The organism is Caulobacter sp. NIBR2454 (genome assembly GCF_027474405.1).
Lineage (GTDB): Bacteria > Pseudomonadota > Alphaproteobacteria > Caulobacterales > Caulobacteraceae > Caulobacter.
In genome coordinates, this window is sequence record NZ_CP114871.1 from 1,731,171 (window position 1) to 1,749,111 (window position 17,941).

A 17,941-nucleotide genomic window follows, 5' to 3' on the forward strand; every position below is an offset into this window, starting at 1 on the left:
ACCGCTACTCGATGACGACGAGCGGCTCGCCGAACTCGACGGGCTGGGCGTCACCGACCAGAATCTCGATCACGGTACCGCCCTTGGGCGCCGGGATCGGGTTCATGGTCTTCATGGCTTCCACGATCAGCAGGGTCTGGCCGGCGGTGATCTTGTCGCCGACCTTGATGAAGTTGTCGGCGCCCGGCTGGGGCGCGAGATAGGCCGTGCCGACCATGGGCGACTTGATCAGCTCGCCACGGGTCGCGGCGGGCGCGGCCTCGACGGCGGGAGCCGCGGCGGCCGGGGTCGGAGCAGCAGCCGGGGCGGCGGCGGCGACCGGAGCCGGAGCGGCTGCGTAGGTGACCTGCTGCGGGGCGGCGGTCAGCTCGCGAGCCACGCGGATGCGCAACTCGCCCTGCTCGACTTCGATCTCGGTGAGGCCGGTGTCGGAGAGGATGTCGGCCAGTTTGCGCACCAGACGCGCGTCGATGGAATCCGCTGGGGCCTTGGGCGTGGACATATTGGAATTAGACCTTGTTCTGTTGGCCGTGCGGGTCAGGCGGCGCCGACGAGGCCGGCCGCGGCCGCGACGGCCAGTTCATAACTCGCCGCGCCGAAGCCGGATACGACTCCCGTCGCCGCGAGCGAAACGTAGGTGTGACGGCGAAAATCCTCTCGCGCCGCCGGATTCGAAAGATGGCACTCGACGATGGGTATAGCCAAAGTCTTGAGCGCGTCGAGGAGGGCCACGGAAGTGTGACCGTAACCGGCCGGGTTGAGCACCAGGGCGCAGCCCTCGGTGCGGGCTTCCTGAACCCAGTCGATCAGTTCGCCTTCATGGTTGGATTGACGGAAAACGACGCTCAGCCCCCTGGCGTCCGCCGTCCGCTCGCAGCGCGCGCGCACGTCGTCCAGGGTGTCTCTTCCATAAATCTCCGGCTCACGCTGGCCCAGCAGGTTGAGATTGGGCCCGCTAAGCACATAGATCGGTTTGGACATTCGGCCCCGCGGTCGATTCCGCCGTCTTGTATCCCCCGAAGGACGGGGTCACAAGCTTTGCGGCTCAGATGAGGCGATCCGATGCAGTTGATGATCAATGGCGAACAGCGTGCGGTAGAGGGTGTGGGCGACGTCGCCTCCCTCGTGATTTCGCTGGGACTGGACGTGCGCAAGGTCGCCGTGGAGCGCAATCTGGAGATCGTTCCCCGGTCGATCTATGCCGACACCCCCCTGATGGACGGGGATCGGATCGAGATCGTTCATTTCATCGGGGGCGGGTGAGGGGGCCTTCTCCTGCCCGTACGCTTCGCTACGGGGCAGGAGATCAAGCCTTAAGCCTGCTGGTTCATGCTCCAGCTCACGCCGAACGGATCGACGAATTCGCCGTAGGTGTCGCCCCAGAACATCTTCTGCGGCTCCATCTTGGCCACAGCGCCCGCGTCGATGGCGCGTTTGAACTGCTTTTCGATGTCGGTCGCCGGCAGCATCAGGGTAGCGCCCTGCAGCGGCTGGTAAGGCGCGCCGTGCTCGGGGAACGGGTCGCTGAGCATCAGCGAGCTGCCGTTGACGTAAAGGTGGATGTGCATGGTCCTGCCGTTCTCGTCCGGCGGGTACTGGGCCGCCACCGTGGCGCCGAAAGCCCTGGCGTAGAACTCGGCGGCCTTGGCGGCGCCCTCGACGCAAAGATAGGCGACGACGCCGCCTTTCACTTCCACGGCCGGCATGGCCTGGGCTTGCGCTGAATCCGTCATGGGTTCTCTCCGGGTTGAAGGTCGTCCCAAGGACGGTTCGGCCGGCGCATTCCCGACAGGTCGGCGCGATTATTTTCTGGACGGCGACGACCAGCGGTTTAGGTCGTCGCCAGAATACGCGCTGGAGCTTGAGTGATGATGGACGACGCCGCAGAGCCGGTTTTCGAAGAGGGCGGCTATGACGCCGAGGACTGGACCCGGCTGAAGCCGTTCGCGGGCGCTGTGGCGACCCTGGAGGATGTGCAGGCGCGCCGGGCCATCTTCGCGTTGGATGACACGCAGAACGGCCGGCCCATCGATATGGAACTGCCGCAACCGGTGATCTGGTGGAGCGAGGACGGTGAGGAGGCCGCCGTGGCGGTCCAGGCCGAGGCCCACGAGACCGACGAAGGCGAGATCATGGAGGTTCTGGGCCTGGTCATGCCAGACGGCGGCGGGGCCGTGGCCCTGCTGGAGGACGTGGATCTGGTGGACGACAGCGACCCCGTCTGGCGCCGCCTGGTCACCGATGCGATCGGCGACGAGGCGGGCGACGACGAGGACTAGCGCTTGGGCGTCAGACGGATGATCGTTTCGGCGTCCGCCTCCACCGCCGGGCGGGTGTAGCGCAAGGGCACGTAGGACCCGGCGGCCCACAGGGGGAACAGGTCCCGATAATGCGGGCTGGCCGGGTCGGCCGACTGGCCTGGCGCGTTGATGGCCATGGAATTGTCCCAGGCGCCGACGTCCAGCACCACGCGTACCGTGGCGCCGGCGCTGAGCCGAAAATCACTGAATCGATAGCCGGCGGCATGGGGCGTGGAGCCTGAGCCGCCGGTCTGCAGCGGGCCGACGCTCATCTGTTCGGCGGTCTGGGGATCGGCCAGGACCGCCACGGCGGGCTCGAACCGGGCGTGATGCAGCCGGCCCCAACGCCAGGTGCTCATGTCTGGACCCATGCGGCGCGACAGCTCGTCCAGGGCGGGCGGCAGGCTTTTCAGCATGATGGCGGCGCGGTCGGCGGGGGCCATTTCCTCCAGGGTTGAGAGGATGGCGTTCTGGGTCGGAATACCCATGGCGGTCGCCGCCTCGGGGGCGAGGGTCTGGATCAAGCTCGGCGCAAGGTGCTTCACCGCCCAGACCTCGGCGATGGCGGCAGGGGCGCTGTCGGCCGACATGCTGTTGTTCCAGGCCCGCATGAGGTCGATGGCCTGCTGCACGCGGGGCTCGGGCGAGGACAGCCCGACCAGCATGGCGGTCAGGCGGCGGGAATTGACGCTGACATTGTCGTTCTGCAGGGCCATGGAGCCGGCCAGGGTGGCCTTGGGCGTGGCGGCCAGCACCTCGGTGATGCGGTCGATGCGCGAGCGGTCGCCGTACTCGAAGGCGATCTTGTACTGCTCGTTGGGATAATCCGCCGGCAGGTTCATCTCGTTGGCGGTGGCGAAGAAGCCGGTCTTGGGATTCTTGACGGACGGGAGCACGCCGGCCGGCTGGAAGCCCGCCCACTCGTAGCGGCCGTCGCCCGGGACCGGCAGCAGGCCGTCCCAGTTGGCGCGGACCGGAGCGACGCCCGAGGCGGCCCAGCCCGTGGTTCCGTCCGTGTCGGCGTAGATCAGGTTCAGGGACGGCGCGCCCCAGCCTTGGCTGGCCTTCTCGAAGTCGCTCCAGCTCTTGGCGCCCCACAGCCAGGACGAGGCGAAGTAGCCGGACATGCCGGGCTGGTTCCAGACGGTGCGCAGGGCGAAGGCGCGCTTCTTGGCGGCGTCGGCGTGCAGGACGGGGCCGTGGCGGGTGAAGCGCAGCTCGACCTCGCGCGGGGCTTGGCCCTTCACCTCGATGGTCTCGCGGAGCACCGTCATGGGCTCCCAGCCGTCCTTGTAGCGATAGCGGTCGCCATCGGTCTGGTAAGCGTAGAGGTCTTCCTGGTCGATGGCGAAGATGGTCAGGCCGAAGGCGGCCCTGCCGTTGTGGCCGAAGGACACCCCAGGCGCGGCGGGCTCGCCCGAGCCGATGATCGACAGGCCGGGGGCCTCGATATGGGCGATGTAGCGCAGAGACGGCGCGCCGACCGCGCGGTGCGGGTCGTTGGCCAGGATCGGGCGACCGGTGGCGGTGCGGCTGCCGGCGATGACCCAATTATTGGAGCCTTCGGCGGTGATGCGGTCCACCGTCTCGGCGATGTCCAGCGGGGCGGCGGCAAGCTTGGCGGTCTTCATGGGGTCGAAGCTGACCGTGGCCGTGCCGAGCAGGTAGTCCTTCAGCACGTCGGCCGGCACGTCGCAGGGATCGAGGCCTTCGGGAATGATCACTTCGTGGGTGGGTTCGAGCCTGCGGCGCAGCTTTTCGGCCTTGGCCCCGCCGGCGCAGAGGGTGCGGGCGCGGGCCAACTCCTGGGTGGCGTTGGAGACCAGGGCGTGGCTGCGGATGCGCAGGACATCCTGCGCCGACCAATCCTCGGGCTGGCTGGCGGTCAAACCGAACTCAACGGGCAGGGGTTTGGTCCCCGCCCGGACCTCGGCGACATAGGCGTTGATGCCGGAGGCGAAGGCCTCGACGGCGGTTCTGGCGTCGGGCGCGTAGGCGGCCCATTCAGCGGCCATGTCGCCGCGATAGAGGAACAGGCGGGCGGCGCGATCCTGGTCCACATAGGCGGGGCCGAAGCTGGCCGACAGCCGGCCCAGCCCGCGCTTGCGCCACAGGTCAATCTGCCAGAGCCGGTCGCGGGCGGCGTTGTAGCCTTGCAGGAAGAAGGCGTCGCGGGTGTTGCGGGCGTAGATGTGTGGAATGCCCCAGCGGTCGACGATCAGCTCGGCCGGCTCATTGAGGCCGGCAACCGTCCAAGCCTCCTGTCGGACGGCGGTGGACGCCGCCTGAGCCGCACCACCCGTCAAGGCGAGGGTCAGGCCCGCCAGCAGCATTCCACGCATCTGTTTCCCCCGAGGCTCTTTTAGATACTGACGCACCGGCGGCGAATATCCACCGCCATCGACGGTTTGTTCCGGGCGCGAGGGGGAGTAAGAACCCAGTCATGAACGCGCATACGCCCACGCCCGAAACCGCCCTCGACACCTGGACCGTCGCCGGCCGCACCTTCAGCTCGCGTCTGATCGTCGGCACGGGGAAATACAAGGACTATGCGACCAACGCCGCGGCGGCGCGCGCCGCCGGCGCCGAGATCGTCACTGTGGCGGTGCGGCGGGTGAACCTGACCGATCCGAACCAGCCGATGCTGGTCGACTATGTGAAGCCCGACGAGTTTACCTATCTGCCCAATACCGCCGGCTGTTTCACCGGCGAGGACGCGGTGCGGACCCTGCGCCTGGCGCGGGAGGCCGGCGGCTGGGACCTTGTGAAGCTGGAGGTGCTGTCGAACACGCCGCACCTGTTGCCCGACATGGAAGAGACCCTGCGGGCGCTGAAGCTGCTGATCAGCGACGGCTTCCAGGTGATGGTCTACTGCTCGGACGACCCGGTCTACGCCAAGAAACTGGAGGACGCGGGCGCGGCGGCGATCATGCCGGCGGCGGCGCCGATCGGTTCGGGGCGGGGCATCCAGAACGTGTTGAACCTGGGCCTGATCATCGAGCAGAGCACGGTGCCGGTCCTGGTAGACGCGGGCGTCGGCACGGCGTCGGACGCCGTGATCGCCATGGAGCTGGGCTGCGACGCGGTGCTGATGAACACCGCCATCGCCGAGGCCAAGGACCCGATCCGCATGGCCGGCGCGATGCGCCACGCGGTCATCGCCGGACGTGACGCCTATCTGGCGGGACGGATGGCCAAGCGTATGTACGCCGATCCGTCCTCGCCGCTTTCCGGCCTGATCTAGTTGGCCGGAGCCGCCTGGCGCGGCTTTGAGTACCAGAGGGCGTTGACGATCACCCAGCGGTCGCCAAAGCGGCCCAGGTGGAAGTAGTCGATGAACCAGGGCGTCTCGACGCGCGCCATGGCGATGTTGGCGTCCACCTCCACGACCTTCACCTGACGGTCCCACTTCTCGCGCGGCGTCTTCAGGACGCCGTCGGCGGTGAGGGAGACCAGTTCGTCCTTGCTCATGCGGCGCAGAGGGAGAACCTCGTCGCGGTCGGTCGGTTTAATGGCGCGCTTGGCGAGGTCGGGATGCAGGGCCCGGGCGACGCGGGCAGGATCGCCCTCGAGCTGACCATCGAGATAGTCGTAGGCCACGGCCTCGATCGCGCGGACGGTCTCGGGCGAAACCTGTTCGGCCGGAAGGGCGAGCGCGAGGGTCGGCGCCGCCAGGGCGGCGGCCAGGATGATCTTGAACATGCGGAACCCCGTTATGACGTTGGTTGGCGGATACACCGCCGCCCATGATCCCGCAGCTTAAAGTTCTGACAGGTCAGCCGGCCTTTTGCTTGGCTTCGGCGATGGCCTTCTTCAGACCCTCCATGTCCGCGCCGCGCACCACGGTGTCGCCGACGAAGAAGGCCGGGGTGCCGTCGACGCCCAGCGCCACGGCCAGGTCGCGGATGTCCTTGAGCTGCTGGGTGACGGCGGCGGCCTGGCCGTCCGCCTTGGCCTTGGCCACATCGGCGCCCGCTTCGGCAAGCAGGCGATCGACAGCGGCGGCGTCCAGCGATTTTTCGGCCATGAAGCGCCCATGTGCGTCCAGGTACTTGCCCTGAGTCTTGGCGCCGAGGGCGGCGCGCGCGGCGGTCTCGGAAGCCGCCCCGAAGATCACGAACTCCTTGAAGACGAAGCGGACGTCCGGGTTGTCCTTGATCAGCTGGACCACGGCGGGTGTGGCCAGCTTGCAGAAGCTGCAGCGGTAATCGAAGAACTCAACCACTGTGATCTTGCCGTTCGGATTGGCCACGAAGTCGCGTGGGTCCCGTTCCAGCGCCTGGCGATGCTGGGCGAGAGCGCCCTGGACCTTGCTGTTGGCCTCGGCCTGTTGTTTGGCCTCGAGCTTCTGGCTCATCTCGATGAGGATTTCGGGATTTTCCAGAAGGTAGGCGCGGACCTTCTCGCCGAACGCCTGATCGACCTTGGGCTCGCCGCAGGCGGCGACGCTGAGGGCGAGGGCGGTGGTCAGGACGGTGGCGAACAGGGTGCGGCGCAAGACAGATTCTCCAGGTTCCCGGATGGTCTAGCCGGGCGTTCGGCCCAGGCCTAGCCCTCGCGGGCGATGCGCTTGAGGTCGTCGTCGGATGGCTTGGACGCCAGGACGATGTCGGTGGCGCGTCGCCAGTCGATGGTGTCCTTGCTGAGGTTCTCGCGGGCGCGCATGGCGAAAACCCGCGCCTCCTGCAGGGCGCCGACTGAGAAGTAGTACTCGGCGGTGGCCAGGCGGGCTTTGCCCGGTTCCTTCTGGGTGTCGTAGGCCTGGCCCAGCAGACGCCAGGCGGTGGAGTTGCCAGGGTCCTCGACCAGGGAGCGCTTCAGCTCGGCGATGCCTTCGTCGATCTTCTTCGGATCGGGAAGATTGATCAGGGTCTGGCCCAGGTTGGTGCGCAGCAGCGGGGCGTCGGGTTTCAGGGCCACGGACCGGCGCTGAGGCTCCTCGGCCTCGGCCGCGCGGGCGAATTCGAACAGGATCTGGCCTTTCAGCTCCCACAGATAGGGGTTTTCGGGCTGTTCGGAGAGCAGGGCGTCGACCAGCTTCAGCGCGCGGTCGGCTTCCTTGGTCTGATAGTAGGCGATCGCCCGGGCGTACCGCGCCGGATAGGAGAGGTCGTTCTCCTTGTAGCGGATCAGCGACATCTGCGGATTGAGAAAGCCGTCGAGCTTGGCCTTCATGATCTCATGCTTGGCCACGTCGTCTGGGCTGTCGACGGCGTCGTAATGGGTCAGCTTCTCGACCCGGCCGCGCAAGGCCTCGATCCGGTCGGACGACAGGGGGTGGCTGCGGAAATAGGCGAACCGCCGGCTTTCGTCGAAGACCTCCTGGTAGCGGAAGTTGTCGAAGAACTCGACGAGGCCGCGGCCCGACTGGTTGGTCTTCTCCAGCAGGGTGGCGCCGGCCTGGTCGGCGCGGCTTTCCTGTTCGCGGCTGTAGCCAAGCGCGCCGAGCGTGCCGAAATAGCTGGCGTTGCCGGCCAGGATCGCACCGGCGTCGGGCGCGCCGGCCAGGGCCGCCAGAACGCCCAGGCCCATGGTCAGCAGCATGGGCTTGAGGCCCGCGCGCTGCATCTCGCCGCGACGGAAGGAGTGACCGCCCTGAAGGTGGCCGATCTCGTGGGCGATGACCCCGCGCAGCTGGTTGGGGTTCTCCGACTGCAGGATCAGGCCGGTATAGATGCCCATGACGCCGGGCGCGGCGAAGGCCTGCAGGTCCTTGCCGCCGACAAGGAGAATCTCGACGCTCTCGGGGTCCATGCCCGCCGCGGCGAACAGGGGCTTGGAATCCTCAAGCAGGATTTCCTCGATCTCGGTGTCGCGGATCAGGGACATGCCCTGTTGCGCCTGGGCGGCGGCCGGAAGAATCGAGGCGGCCGCCACCACCGCGGCGAGCGCGATGCTTAAAAAGCTGCGGGCGGGTCGCAAGCGCGACGTCATCGAAAACTCCAGACCGCGCCCCCGCGCCCGCCTCACTTAAGCATGCCCTTTTAGCGACGCCACCATCCGCGACGCGGTTTTGCCGGAGCAGCACCGCTGATTTCGCTCGGATCGGGTTCGGCCGGAGCCGCCGGAGCTTCGGGTTCAGCGACGGCTTCGACCACCGGATCCGCCACCGCGGGGGTTTCAGCGACCGGCGCCTTGGCCTTGGCGCGCGAACGGCGGGCCGGAGCCGGGGCGGGTTCAGCAGCGGCTTCAACCACCGGCGTTTCCACGGGCGCTTCGACCGCAGGGGTCTCAGCCACCGCCTCTTCGACCGGAGCGTCGCTGTCGGCTTTTTTGCGCGAGCGGCTGCGGCGCGGCTTCTTGGCGGCTTCCTCGGTGGCGGGCAGTTCGACCCACACGTCCATGTCCGACGCCGGTTCGGCGGCGATCACGGCGACAGGCGCGGTCTCAGCGACGGCTTCGACCGGAGCAGCCTCGACAGCGCCGCCGCCCCGGCGACCACGGCCACGGCGGGACCGGGGCGTGTCGGTTGCGGCGACGGGTTCAGCGGAGGCTGCGACAGGCGCAGCCTCGGGGCGCGGTTCGCGAGCCGGACGCGGCGCGGCGTCATTGGCCGGGCGCGGCTGCGAGCCGTCCAGGTCGGCCACGTCGTGCCAGACGAAGGCGTCGTCGCCGAACGGAACCCGCGGACGGGTCCAGGTGAAGCTGTCGGCCGGACGGGAGTCGTCACGCATGCGACGACCACCGCGACGCCCGCGGCGGCGGCGGCGGCGCGGGCCGTCCTCGTCACCGTCGTCACCCTCGAGTTCGCTGTCGTAGGTGTCGTTCTCGCCTTCCTCGTCGTCCGAGGGCGCGCGAGCTTCCTGGTCGCCGCGCTCTTCATCGCGACCTTCGTCGCGGCGACCGCCACGACGGCGACGGCGACGGCCGCGACCGTCACGACCGTTGCGGCCTTCGGATTCTTCGCGGGGGGCGCGGGCTTGAGCGACTTCCTCGCCGCCTTCTTCCTCGTCCTCGTCGATGATCTCTTCGTCGTCCTCTTCCTCCTCTTCGGCCACGAAGTCGTCTTCGGGCTCGATGGAGGGGGCGGGCAGGGCGTAGTCGGGCACCGGGCGCGGAGCGGCTTCGCCGTTGCGCTGGATGTCGAAGTCGCCCGAGTGCATCAGCTCGTCGATCACCACCACCACGAACAGGCCGTGACGCTGGTGAAGGCCGGCCAGATAGGCGCGCTTCTCGTTGAGGATATAGAGGCCGACCGCGCGGTTGACCTTGAGGATCACTTCGCCGCCGCCGCGCAGAGCTTCAAGCTCGATGCCGCGCAGGGCGGTCAGGGCCGAGGATTCGACCGTGCGGACCCGGCCGACGCCTTCGCAATGCTCGCAGGTGTGGGTGGTGGCCTCCAGCACGCCCGAACGGCGACGCTGGCGGCTGATCTCCATCAGGCCAAAGGAGCTGATCTTGCCCATCTGGACCCGAGCGCGGTCGTCCTTGAGGCAGTCCTTGAGCTTCTTTTCGACGGCGCGGTTGTTCTTGCCCTCGTCCATGTCGATGAAGTCGATCACGACGAGACCGGCCAGATCGCGCAGACGCAACTGGCGAGCGGCTTCCTCGGCCGCTTCCATGTTGGTCTTCAGGGCCGTCGCCTCGATGTTGCGCTCACGCGTGGCGCGGCCCGAGTTGACGTCCACGGCCACCAGGGCCTCGGTCTGGTTGATCACCAGATAGCCGCCCGAACGCAGGGGCACGACCGGCGAGTAGATCTGCGACAGGTGGTCTTCGACCTTGTGCGCCACGTAGAGCGGGGTCGGCTCGCGCCACTGCTGGATCTTCTTGGCCTGGGACGGCATCAGCATGCGCATGAAGTCGCGCGCCTCGCGGAAGCCGGCGTCGCCCTCCACCCAGATTCCGTCGATGTCCTTGTCGTAGAGATCGCGGATGGCGCGCTTTACGAGGTCTTCCTCCTCGTAGATCAGCGCCGGGGCGACCGAACTCATGGTCGTCTCGCGGATATTCTCCCACAGGCGCATCAGGTATTCGTAGTCGCGCTTGATCTCGAGCTTGGTGCGCTTGGCGCCCGCGGTGCGGACGATCAGGCCCATGCCCTGGGGCACGTCCAGAGCCTGGACGACGGTCTTCAGGCGCTTGCGGTCGGTGGCCGTGGTGATCTTGCGGCTGATGCCGCCGCCGCGGGCCGTATTGGGCATCAGGACACCGTAGCGGCCGGCCAGGGACAGGTAGGTGGTGAGCGCTGCGCCCTTGTTGCCGCGCTCTTCCTTGACGACCTGCACCAGCATGATCTGCCGGCGGCGGATCACTTCCTGGATCTTGTAGCGCTTCATCAAGCGACGGCGACGGCGCTCGACTTCTTCTTCCATGTCGTCGTCATCGTGGTCCGAGACGGCGCGCACGATCGGCTCGCCATCCTCGTCCAGCTGCGGCGAGGCCGAGCCATGATGATGATCGTCGTCTTCCTCGGCGACCTCGCGCATCAGCGCTTCGCGGTCGGCGACGGGGATCTGGTAGTAGTCCGGGTGGATTTCGTTGAAGGCCAGGAAGCCGTGACGGTTGCCGCCATATTCGACGAACGCGGCCTGCAGGCTGGGTTCGACGCGGGTGACCTTGGCTAGATAGATGTTCCCGCGAAGCTGCTTGCGGGTCTGGCTTTCGAAATCGAATTCTTCAACGCGGGTTCCATCCACGACCACCACACGCGTCTCTTCGGCGTGGGCGGCGTCGATCAACATTTTCTTCGACATTAAGGTAGTCTCCACGGCGCGCGGCAGGCATGCAGCCCGGGCGCCGGCTTGTGATGAGGGCGCGCGCGACCGCGCTGCTCGCGCCGCCGAAGCGGTCCTTGCGAGCGGCGTTAAGCCGAATGCGGGCGTGTGCGACGCAGCCCATGGGTTCAAATTCCCTGACGCGCCAGGAGGGCGCGGATCGGATGACGCGTCGTCGCCGATAATGACGGCTCTGACCCGACGCGGGCCGTGCTCTTACGGTGTCGTAGACGACACGATGCGGAGCGCGCGCGTACTTTTGCAGCATCGCACCGCAAAAGGAAAGCGTCGCGATGCGCGCGGCGTCTTAACCACTTGCTCACCATGATCTGGCCAAATGCCCGCCGCTGCGTCATGGCGTGTGTTTTGGGGCTCTTGTTGATGGGCGCGAGGCTTAAGGCTTCTGGGATCAAGTGGACGGCGCTCGCGCTTTCGGCGGCGCTCGCCGCTGGCGCGACGGCGGTCGCCTTCGCCCAGGGACCGGCTAGCGCGGGCCTGACCAAGGTTCGATTCGGCGGCGACCGCTTCGAGACGCGCGTCGTGCTGGAACTGGATCAGGCGACCAGCGCCAAGCTGGTGGCTGATGGCGCTCTGGACCGCCGCGTTATCCTGGCCATGCCACGCACCAGCGTTTCGGGTGATCTGCAGGGCGCCGGCTATGGTCTGGTGAAGGCCTGGATGGTCGAAGAAGCCGCCGGCGGCGCGCGCCTGAGCCTGGATCTGCGCCAGGACGCCGAGGTTCGTCGCCGCTTCCTGCTGCCGCCGTCGGACGGCGCGAGCAACTATCGCTATGTCATCGACCTTCGAGCCAAGGGCGCGCCGAGTACGCCGCCCGTCTCCGCGACGAAGGTTGCGCTGTCGACGCCCGCCCAGGCCATCGCTCCGCCGCCGCTGCGGCTGAAGAAGGTCGTCGTCATCGACGCCGGCCACGGCGGCAACGATCCAGGCACCATCGGCGCGCACCACAAGGAAAAGGACATCGTCCTGCCCGCGGCTCTGGCGCTGAGGGACCGCCTGGAACGCAGCGGCAAGTACAAGGTGCTGCTGACCCGCGACACTGACGTCTATGTCCCGCGCGAGGGCCGCGTGCAGATCGCGCGGCGCGCCGATGCGGACTTGTTCATCTCTCTGCACGCCGACGCCGGCCCGAACCCGGCGACCAAGGGCGCCAGCGTCTATACCCTGTCGGAAAAGGGCGCGGGCCGCGTGGCCGAGGTCGCCAACAAGAACGACTGGTTCATGAACGCCAGCCTGTCGGGCGGCGACAAGGCGGTCAGCCAGATTCTGTTGGACCTGACCCAGCGCACGACCAAGAACCGTTCGGCTCTGTTCGCCGAGACCCTGCTGGAAAAGGTCGGAACCGAGACGCCGCTGCTGCGACGCAGCCATCGGGACGCCGGTTTCGTCGTCCTGCTGGCTCCAGACGTGCCGGCCGTGTTGTTCGAGATGGGCTTCATGACCAATCCGGAAGACGAGGCCCGGCTGTCCGATCCCGTCGCTCGCAGGCGGGTCGCGAACGCCATCGGCGACGCCATCGACGCCTACTTCGCTCAACAGACCCGCCTGGCCGCGCGCTAGACCCTCGTTCGACTACGACTGCGGCCACACGCCCGTTGGCGCCCCGCGCGGAGCACGATAGAGGACGGTCTGCGGGACGGTTTCCCGCGGAGGTCAGTCGAGCTTGAAACCGCTGCAAAAGTGGGCTGCGATCGCCGGCGTGACGGCGCTCAGCGTCGTCGCCTTGGCGGGCTTCGCTCTGGCTGTGTACGCCGCTTGGCTCTTCCACGACATGCCCGATGCCGGGGATCTGCAGGACTACCGCCCGCCGACGGCCACGCGTGTCTATGCGTGGGACGGCACCCTGATCGGCGAGTTTTCGCGCGAGCGGCGCATCTTCGTTCAATACGATCAGATTCCGCCTCACCTGATCTATGCCTTCCTGGCCGCCGAGGACCGCAACTTCTTCGAGCATGGCGGCGTCGATGTGGGCGGCCTGTCGCGGGCCATGATCAACAATGTCGGCAACGCCGTGGCCGGCCGCCGCCTGGAGGGCGGATCGACGATCACCCAGCAGGTGGCCAAGAACGTGCTGCTGACGTCCGATCGCACGGTGGGCCGCAAGCTGAAGGAAGGCATTCTCGCCCAGCGGCTCGAGAACAGCCTGACCAAGCAGCAGATCCTCGAACTGTATCTGAACGAAATCTGGCTGGGCTATCGCTCTTACGGCGTGGCCGTGGCCGCCTACAACTACTTCGGCAAGGCGATCAATGACCTGACCTTGTCGGAGGCCGCCTATCTGGCCGCCGTGCCCAAGGGGCCGGACAACTATCACCCGATCCGCAACAAGGCGCGCGCCATCGGGAGGCGCAACTGGGTGCTGGGCCAGATGGCCGAGGCCGGCTGGATCACCCGCGCCCAGGCGCAGGCGGCGATGAAGGAGGACTTGAAGGTCCAGCCCGCGCCGACCCGCTCTCAGTACCGGGACGCCGATTATTTCGTCGAAGAGGTGCGTCGCCGCGCTCTCGACACCCTGGGGCCGCGCCTGAACGAGGGTGGCTATTACATGCGGACCACCCTGGACCCGCGCCTGCAGACCGCCGCGCGTGAGGCCCTGATGGAGGGGCTGGAGCGCTATGACCGCCGCCATGGCTGGCGTGGCGCATGGGGTCAGGTCGAGGTCGCCCAGGGCTGGGAGAAGGTGGCGCTTAAGAAGACCCCGCCGTCGGAGCGTCGCGCCTGGCAGGCCGCGCTTGTGGACAGCGTTTCGGGCGGTTCGGTGCGCGTGCGTCCGGCCAAGGAAGGCGCGCCGGGGCTTCTGGCGTCGGAAGACGTGGCCTGGGCCCGGGCGGGCAAGGGTCTGGAAGCCGGCGACCTAGTGTTCGTCGAGCCCGCGCAGGGCGGCGGCTATCGCCTGAAGCAGATCCCGCTGGTCAACGGCGCCCTGGTGGCCATGGAGCCTCATACTGGCCGCGTACTGGCCATGGTGGGCGGCTATTCCTTCTCGCTGTCGAAGTTCAACCGCGCGACCCAGGCCCAGCGTCAGCCGGGCTCGGCGTTCAAGCCATTCGTTTATGCGACGGCACTGGAGAACGGCTACACGCCAGCCAGCGTCGTAGCCGACGCCCAGATCAGCCTGGCGGGCGCCAAGGAGGGCGAGGTCTGGAGCCCCGAAAACTACAATCACGAATATTACGGCTCGCTGCCCCTGCGCCGCGGGCTGGAGCTGTCGCGCAACACCATGACCGTGCGCCTGGCGCAGGGCGTGGGCATGCGCAAGATCTCCGACATGGCGATCCGCACGGGCGTGACCGACAAGATGTCGCCGGTTCTGGCCATGGCCCTGGGGGCGGGGGAGACTACCCCGTTCCGTTTGACCGCCGCCTACGCGCCGTTCGTCAATGGCGGCCGCAAGATCGAGCCGCACCTGATCGAGCTGGTGCAAGACCGCGAGGGCAAGACCCTGCTACGCGCCGACAAGCGCGAATGCCCCAAATGCGACGCCGGCTTCAACGGCGAGGAAAGCCCGCGCTTGCCGGTCACCGGGGCGCAGGTGATGGACCCGATCACCGCTTACCAGATCACCTCGATGCTGGAGGGCGTCGTCCAGCGCGGCACGGCCACCCAGGCCCGCGTCCTGAACCGCCCGGTGGCGGGCAAGACCGGCACCACCAACGAGTACCGCAGCGCCTGGTTCGTCGGCTACACGCCACAGATCGTGGTCAGCGTCTTCATAGGCTTCGACGACAACCGTTCGCTGGGCTCAAGCGAGACCGGCGGCGTGGCCAGCGTGCCGATCTTCATCGACTTCATGACCGAGGCGATGAAGGGCGTGCCGCCGACGCCCTTCAAGGAGCCCAAGAACGCCAAGTTCGGCTATGTCCGCGGCATGCGCGAAGCCTTCCGGCCCGGAACCGAACCCAAGCCTGTCGCGACGCCGCTCATCCCCTCAGGGCCGATACCCTATGGCCAGATCGCGCCGACGCCTGGACAGGCCCCGCCCAAGCGCGAACCGGACCTGACCGGATTGTATTGACGGGCAGCGCACGCTATCTGCGCCGCTCGAATTCTAGGAGTTTCATATGAGACCGGATGTCCAAGCCGCCGCGGCTGACATCGAGCAGTCGATCGGGCTGCTGCGCCGGCGTCTCGACTGGGAGCCTGCGCTTCGCAAGCTCGATGAGCTGAACGCCCGGGTCGAGGACCCAACCCTGTGGGATCGTCCGTCGGAAGCCCAGGCCGTGAGCCGTGAACGCGCCGCCCTGGCCGCGCGCGTGGAGGCCGTGCAGAGCCTTGAGCGCGAGCTTAAGGACGCTCTGGAATACGCCGAACTGGCGGACATGGAGAGCGACGAAAGCTCTCTGGAGGACGCCCGCGCCCAGCTACGCGCCCTGAAGGAGCGCGCCGCGCGGGCTGAGCTGGAGGCCCTGCTGTCCGGCGAGGCCGACGGCAACGACTGCTATCTGGAAGTCAATTCGGGGGCTGGCGGCACGGAGTCCAACGACTGGGCCGGGATGCTGCTGCGCATGTACACGCGCTGGGCCAACGCCCACGGCTACACGGTCGATCTAATCGAAGAGACCAGCGGCGAACAGGCGGGGATCAAGTCGGCCACCCTGCAGATCAAGGGGCCCAACGCCTATGGCTGGATGAAGACCGAGGCCGGCGTCCATCGCCTGGTCCGCATCAGCCCCTATGACGCGGCGGCCAAGCGTCACACCAGCTTCGCCTCCGCCTGGGTCTATCCCGTGGTGGACGACACCATCGAGATCGAGATCAACCCCGCCGACGTGCGGACCGACACCTATCGCGCCAGCGGCGCCGGCGGTCAGCACATCAACAAGACCGACTCGGCCGTGCGCCTGACGCACATCCCCACTGGCGTGGCCGTGGCCTGCCAGGCGGGCCGGTCGCAGCACCAGAACCGGGAAGAGGCGTGGAAGATGCTGCGCGCTCGCCTGTACGAGCTGGAGCTGCAGAAGCGCGAAGCGGCTCAGCAGGCGCTGGAAGACCAGAAGACGGACATCGGGTGGGGTCACCAGATCCGCTCTTACGTCCTGCAGCCGTACCAGATGGTCAAGGACCTACGGACGGAGGTCGAGACCTCGGACACGCAAGGTGTCTTGGACGGGGACCTGGACCAGTTCATGGGCGCGGCGCTGGCCCAGCGCGTCGGCGCCACCCGGGACGCGGTGGAAGGCTAGAACTGAAAAAGGCCCGCTGCGAAGCGGGCCTTTTGCTTATTCGGCGGCGGGAAGGGCGACTACGTCGGCTTCCGGTTGCGGCGCCGCGGCGGGCGCGGGGCGCTGGAGCTTGAGGCTTCGGCCCTGGAAGTAGGCGCCGATCTCCATTGAAAGCTGCTCGTGGGTTACGTCGCCTTCCACGTGGGCGGTGCTGAACAGACGGACCTGCTTGGCGGTGATCGCGCCGGAGACGCGGCCCCGGACGTCGACCGTCTCGGCGGTGATGGCGCCCTGAACGTGGCCGGTCTCGCCGATGGTCAGGCGTTCGACCTTCACGTCGCCCTTGATCGTGCCGTCCAGATGCAGGTCGCCGCCACCGGACAGGTTGCCCTTGATGGCGATGTCGGCGCCGATCAGCGAGGCGACCTTGGGGCCGCTGTTGCGGCGACCGCCGTCATGAACGGTCGGAAGATTTTCGACGGACGCGCCGCCCTTAGCTGCTTGCTTGCTGAACATAATCGCCGGCCCTCACAAAGCGGTCTGGGTTCTGCGCCTTGCCGTTGACCCAGACCTCGTAATGCAGATGCGGACCGGTGGAGCGGCCCGTGTTGCCCATGCCGCCGATCCGCTGGCCGACGCCGACCCGCTGGCCTGGACGCACGCCGATGGCCTGGAGGTGGGCGTAGCGGGTCTTAAAGCCGCCGCCATGGTCGATCTCGATGGTGTTGCCGTAACCCGAGCGCACGCCGGTGAAGGAGACGACGCCTGGCGCCGTTGCGCTGATCGGGGTGTTGATCCCACCCGCGAAGTCCAGGCCGGAATGCAGGGCGGGGCGGCGCGTGAACGGATCGAAGCGCACACCAAAGCCGCTGGTCTTCACCGCATAGGCGGGGCGGGCGAGGGGCAGACGGTTGGCGGCCGTGGAGAGGCTGCGCATGGCCGACATATTGGAGGAGGCGCGCTGGATTCGCATGGCGAAGTCCGGCTCCACGTCGAGCACGGCGGCCAGGGCGCGAGGATCCTTGGCCTCGATCAGCGGGCCGCCGAGCGCCCCGCCGCGATTGACGTAGGACTCCGGGTTCAGGCCGGCGAGGCGGAAGGCGACGCGCAGGCGTTCAGCTCGCGTCTTGGCGTAGGTCTCAGCCGACTGGATCAGGCGTTCCTGGTCCATGCGGGTGGCGTTGATGCGTTCGACTGGATTGGCGTCGGCCAGGCGTGGGGCGGCGGGCTTCAGCGCCTCCGCCGCGCCCGGGGCGCCCTTGAAGTCGCTGACCAGCATGGCCAGGGCGGCGTGACGGCGCTCAACCGAAGCGGCCAGGTCGTCGACCGAGCCGTTGACAGCGGAGAGCTGGGCGATGGCGCTGTTCAGGCGGGCCTGGCGGTCGGCGTTCATCCGCTCATTCTGCGCCTTGATGCGCATGACCTGCTGGTCGGCGGCGTTCAGCGACGAGGCGTTGATCAGCATCGCGACAGTGGAGACGCCGGTCCACAGGGCGAAGCCGGCGAGGCCGCCGGCGATGACCATTTGCTTGACCGGGGTCAGAACGACGCCGCGCATCTGGCCGCCAGAGCGGACATACAGATGTCGCTCTGGAAAAAGCTCATGGAGCGATCGCCACAGTCGCCTGAAGCGCGTCATACCCACCCCGCACAATTACTCTAGCGGCGGGATAAGGGCATAAACTTAAGAAGCGGTGCAAGAGGCGAAAAGCACACGCAGGCGCGGCAAAGATGCATCATTAAT

At 67.5% G+C, this 17,941-nt stretch carries 16 protein-coding genes; 6 read left to right on the forward strand and 10 right to left on the reverse strand.

What is annotated here, in order from left to right:
- Nucleotides 1-4 precede the first annotated feature (4 nt).
- Nucleotides 5-502, reverse strand: a complete 498-nt coding sequence (gene accB / locus O5K31_RS08520; protein ID WP_269716868.1) for an acetyl-CoA carboxylase biotin carboxyl carrier protein — start codon at nucleotides 500-502, stop codon at nucleotides 5-7.
- A 35-nt stretch (nucleotides 503-537) separates the two neighbouring features.
- Nucleotides 538-981 (reverse strand): type II 3-dehydroquinate dehydratase, encoded by a 444-nt coding sequence (locus tag O5K31_RS08525; RefSeq protein ID WP_269716869.1) that lies wholly within the window; start codon nucleotides 979-981, stop codon nucleotides 538-540.
- Nucleotides 982-1,062: 81 nt separating this feature from the next.
- Between O5K31_RS08525 and thiS the strand changes: the two genes are divergently transcribed.
- Complete coding sequence (gene thiS, locus O5K31_RS08530; protein WP_269716870.1) at nucleotides 1,063-1,263, forward strand: sulfur carrier protein ThiS; 201 nt, start codon at nucleotides 1,063-1,065, stop codon at nucleotides 1,261-1,263.
- 50 nt (nucleotides 1,264-1,313) lie between these two features.
- On the opposite strand, the gene O5K31_RS08535 is transcribed toward thiS, so the two are convergent.
- Nucleotides 1,314-1,733, reverse strand: a complete 420-nt coding sequence (locus tag O5K31_RS08535; protein WP_269716871.1) for a VOC family protein — start codon at nucleotides 1,731-1,733, stop codon at nucleotides 1,314-1,316.
- Nucleotides 1,734-1,868: 135 nt separating this feature from the next.
- Here O5K31_RS08535 and O5K31_RS08540 point away from each other — a divergent pair, with 135 nt between their 5' ends.
- Nucleotides 1,869-2,279 (forward strand): hypothetical protein, encoded by a 411-nt coding sequence (locus O5K31_RS08540; protein WP_269716872.1) that lies wholly within the window; start codon nucleotides 1,869-1,871, stop codon nucleotides 2,277-2,279.
- On the opposite strand, the gene O5K31_RS08545 is transcribed toward O5K31_RS08540, so the two are convergent.
- The gene (locus O5K31_RS08545; RefSeq protein ID WP_269716873.1) at nucleotides 2,276-4,642 is read right to left on the reverse strand and encodes a penicillin acylase family protein; all 2,367 of its coding nucleotides are present in this window, start codon (nucleotides 4,640-4,642) and stop codon (nucleotides 2,276-2,278) included. The genes O5K31_RS08540 and O5K31_RS08545 overlap by 4 nt on opposite strands.
- A 101-nt stretch (nucleotides 4,643-4,743) precedes the next feature.
- On the opposite strand from O5K31_RS08545, the gene O5K31_RS08550 reads away from it, so the two are divergent.
- Nucleotides 4,744-5,544: a thiazole synthase gene (locus O5K31_RS08550; protein ID WP_269716874.1), complete on the forward strand. Its 801-nt coding sequence runs from the start codon at nucleotides 4,744-4,746 to the stop codon at nucleotides 5,542-5,544.
- Here O5K31_RS08550 and O5K31_RS08555 read toward each other — a convergent pair.
- The 4 genes from O5K31_RS08555 to O5K31_RS08570 all read right to left on the reverse strand — a co-directional run bounded on the left by O5K31_RS08555 (nucleotide 5,541) and on the right by O5K31_RS08570 (nucleotide 10,996).
- Nucleotides 5,541-6,002, reverse strand: a complete 462-nt coding sequence (locus tag O5K31_RS08555; protein WP_269716875.1) for a nuclear transport factor 2 family protein — start codon at nucleotides 6,000-6,002, stop codon at nucleotides 5,541-5,543. The two genes, O5K31_RS08550 and O5K31_RS08555, sit on opposite strands and share 4 nt — an antisense overlap.
- Nucleotides 6,003-6,075: 73 nt before the next feature.
- Nucleotides 6,076-6,798 carry a DsbA family protein gene (locus tag O5K31_RS08560; protein WP_269716876.1) on the reverse strand — a complete coding sequence of 241 codons (723 nt, stop codon included), beginning with the start codon at nucleotides 6,796-6,798 and terminating at the stop codon, nucleotides 6,076-6,078.
- A 50-nt stretch (nucleotides 6,799-6,848) separates the two neighbouring features.
- Nucleotides 6,849-8,234, reverse strand: coding sequence for a M48 family metalloprotease (locus O5K31_RS08565; protein ID WP_269716877.1), 1,386 nt, complete (start codon nucleotides 8,232-8,234; stop codon nucleotides 6,849-6,851).
- A 50-nt stretch (nucleotides 8,235-8,284) separates the two neighbouring features.
- Nucleotides 8,285-10,996: an Rne/Rng family ribonuclease gene (locus O5K31_RS08570; protein WP_269716878.1), complete on the reverse strand. Its 2,712-nt coding sequence runs from the start codon at nucleotides 10,994-10,996 to the stop codon at nucleotides 8,285-8,287.
- A 402-nt stretch (nucleotides 10,997-11,398) separates the two neighbouring features.
- Between O5K31_RS08570 and O5K31_RS08575 the strand changes: the two genes are divergently transcribed.
- The 3 genes from O5K31_RS08575 (at nucleotide 11,399) to prfB (ending at nucleotide 16,218) form a co-directional block, all read left to right on the forward strand.
- Nucleotides 11,399-12,595 carry an N-acetylmuramoyl-L-alanine amidase family protein gene (locus O5K31_RS08575; RefSeq protein ID WP_269716879.1) on the forward strand — a complete coding sequence of 399 codons (1,197 nt, stop codon included), beginning with the start codon at nucleotides 11,399-11,401 and terminating at the stop codon, nucleotides 12,593-12,595.
- A 103-nt stretch (nucleotides 12,596-12,698) separates the two neighbouring features.
- The gene (locus O5K31_RS08580; RefSeq protein WP_269716880.1) at nucleotides 12,699-15,050 is read left to right on the forward strand and encodes a penicillin-binding protein 1A; all 2,352 of its coding nucleotides are present in this window, start codon (nucleotides 12,699-12,701) and stop codon (nucleotides 15,048-15,050) included.
- 46 nt (nucleotides 15,051-15,096) lie between these two features.
- Nucleotides 15,097-16,218, forward strand: coding sequence for a peptide chain release factor 2 (prfB, locus tag O5K31_RS08585; RefSeq protein WP_269716881.1), 1,122 nt, complete (start codon nucleotides 15,097-15,099; stop codon nucleotides 16,216-16,218).
- Between the two features lie 36 nt (nucleotides 16,219-16,254).
- Here the strand turns inward: prfB and O5K31_RS08590 are convergent, their stop codons facing one another.
- Nucleotides 16,255-16,713: a bactofilin family protein gene (locus O5K31_RS08590; protein ID WP_269716882.1), complete on the reverse strand. Its 459-nt coding sequence runs from the start codon at nucleotides 16,711-16,713 to the stop codon at nucleotides 16,255-16,257.
- A complete protein-coding gene (locus O5K31_RS08595; protein WP_269716883.1) occupies nucleotides 16,691-17,842 on the reverse strand; it encodes a peptidoglycan DD-metalloendopeptidase family protein in 1,152 nt (383 codons plus the stop codon). Before O5K31_RS08595 ends, O5K31_RS08590 begins: the two co-directional genes overlap by 23 nt.
- Between the last annotated feature and the right edge of the window lie 99 nt (nucleotides 17,843-17,941).

Excerpts from the sequence above, each read along its gene's own strand:
- accB (WP_269716868.1), bottom strand. The coding sequence starts at position 502 with ATGTCCACGCCCAAGGCCCCAGCGGATTCCATCGACGCGCGTCTGGTG.
- O5K31_RS08525 (WP_269716869.1), bottom strand. The coding sequence starts at position 981 with ATGTCCAAACCGATCTATGTGCTTAGCGGGCCCAATCTCAACCTGCTG.
- thiS (WP_269716870.1), top strand. The coding sequence starts at position 1,063 with ATGCAGTTGATGATCAATGGCGAACAGCGTGCGGTAGAGGGTGTGGGC.
- O5K31_RS08535 (WP_269716871.1), bottom strand. The coding sequence starts at position 1,733 with ATGACGGATTCAGCGCAAGCCCAGGCCATGCCGGCCGTGGAAGTGAAA.
- O5K31_RS08540 (WP_269716872.1), top strand. The coding sequence starts at position 1,869 with ATGATGGACGACGCCGCAGAGCCGGTTTTCGAAGAGGGCGGCTATGAC.
- O5K31_RS08545 (WP_269716873.1), bottom strand. The coding sequence starts at position 4,642 with ATGCGTGGAATGCTGCTGGCGGGCCTGACCCTCGCCTTGACGGGTGGT.
- O5K31_RS08550 (WP_269716874.1), top strand. The coding sequence starts at position 4,744 with ATGAACGCGCATACGCCCACGCCCGAAACCGCCCTCGACACCTGGACC.
- O5K31_RS08555 (WP_269716875.1), bottom strand. The coding sequence starts at position 6,002 with ATGTTCAAGATCATCCTGGCCGCCGCCCTGGCGGCGCCGACCCTCGCG.
- O5K31_RS08565 (WP_269716877.1), bottom strand. The coding sequence starts at position 8,234 with ATGACGTCGCGCTTGCGACCCGCCCGCAGCTTTTTAAGCATCGCGCTC.
- O5K31_RS08570 (WP_269716878.1), bottom strand. The coding sequence starts at position 10,996 with ATGTCGAAGAAAATGTTGATCGACGCCGCCCACGCCGAAGAGACGCGT.
- O5K31_RS08575 (WP_269716879.1), top strand. The coding sequence starts at position 11,399 with ATGGGCGCGAGGCTTAAGGCTTCTGGGATCAAGTGGACGGCGCTCGCG.
- prfB (WP_269716881.1), top strand. The coding sequence starts at position 15,097 with ATGAGACCGGATGTCCAAGCCGCCGCGGCTGACATCGAGCAGTCGATC.
- O5K31_RS08590 (WP_269716882.1), bottom strand. The coding sequence starts at position 16,713 with ATGTTCAGCAAGCAAGCAGCTAAGGGCGGCGCGTCCGTCGAAAATCTT.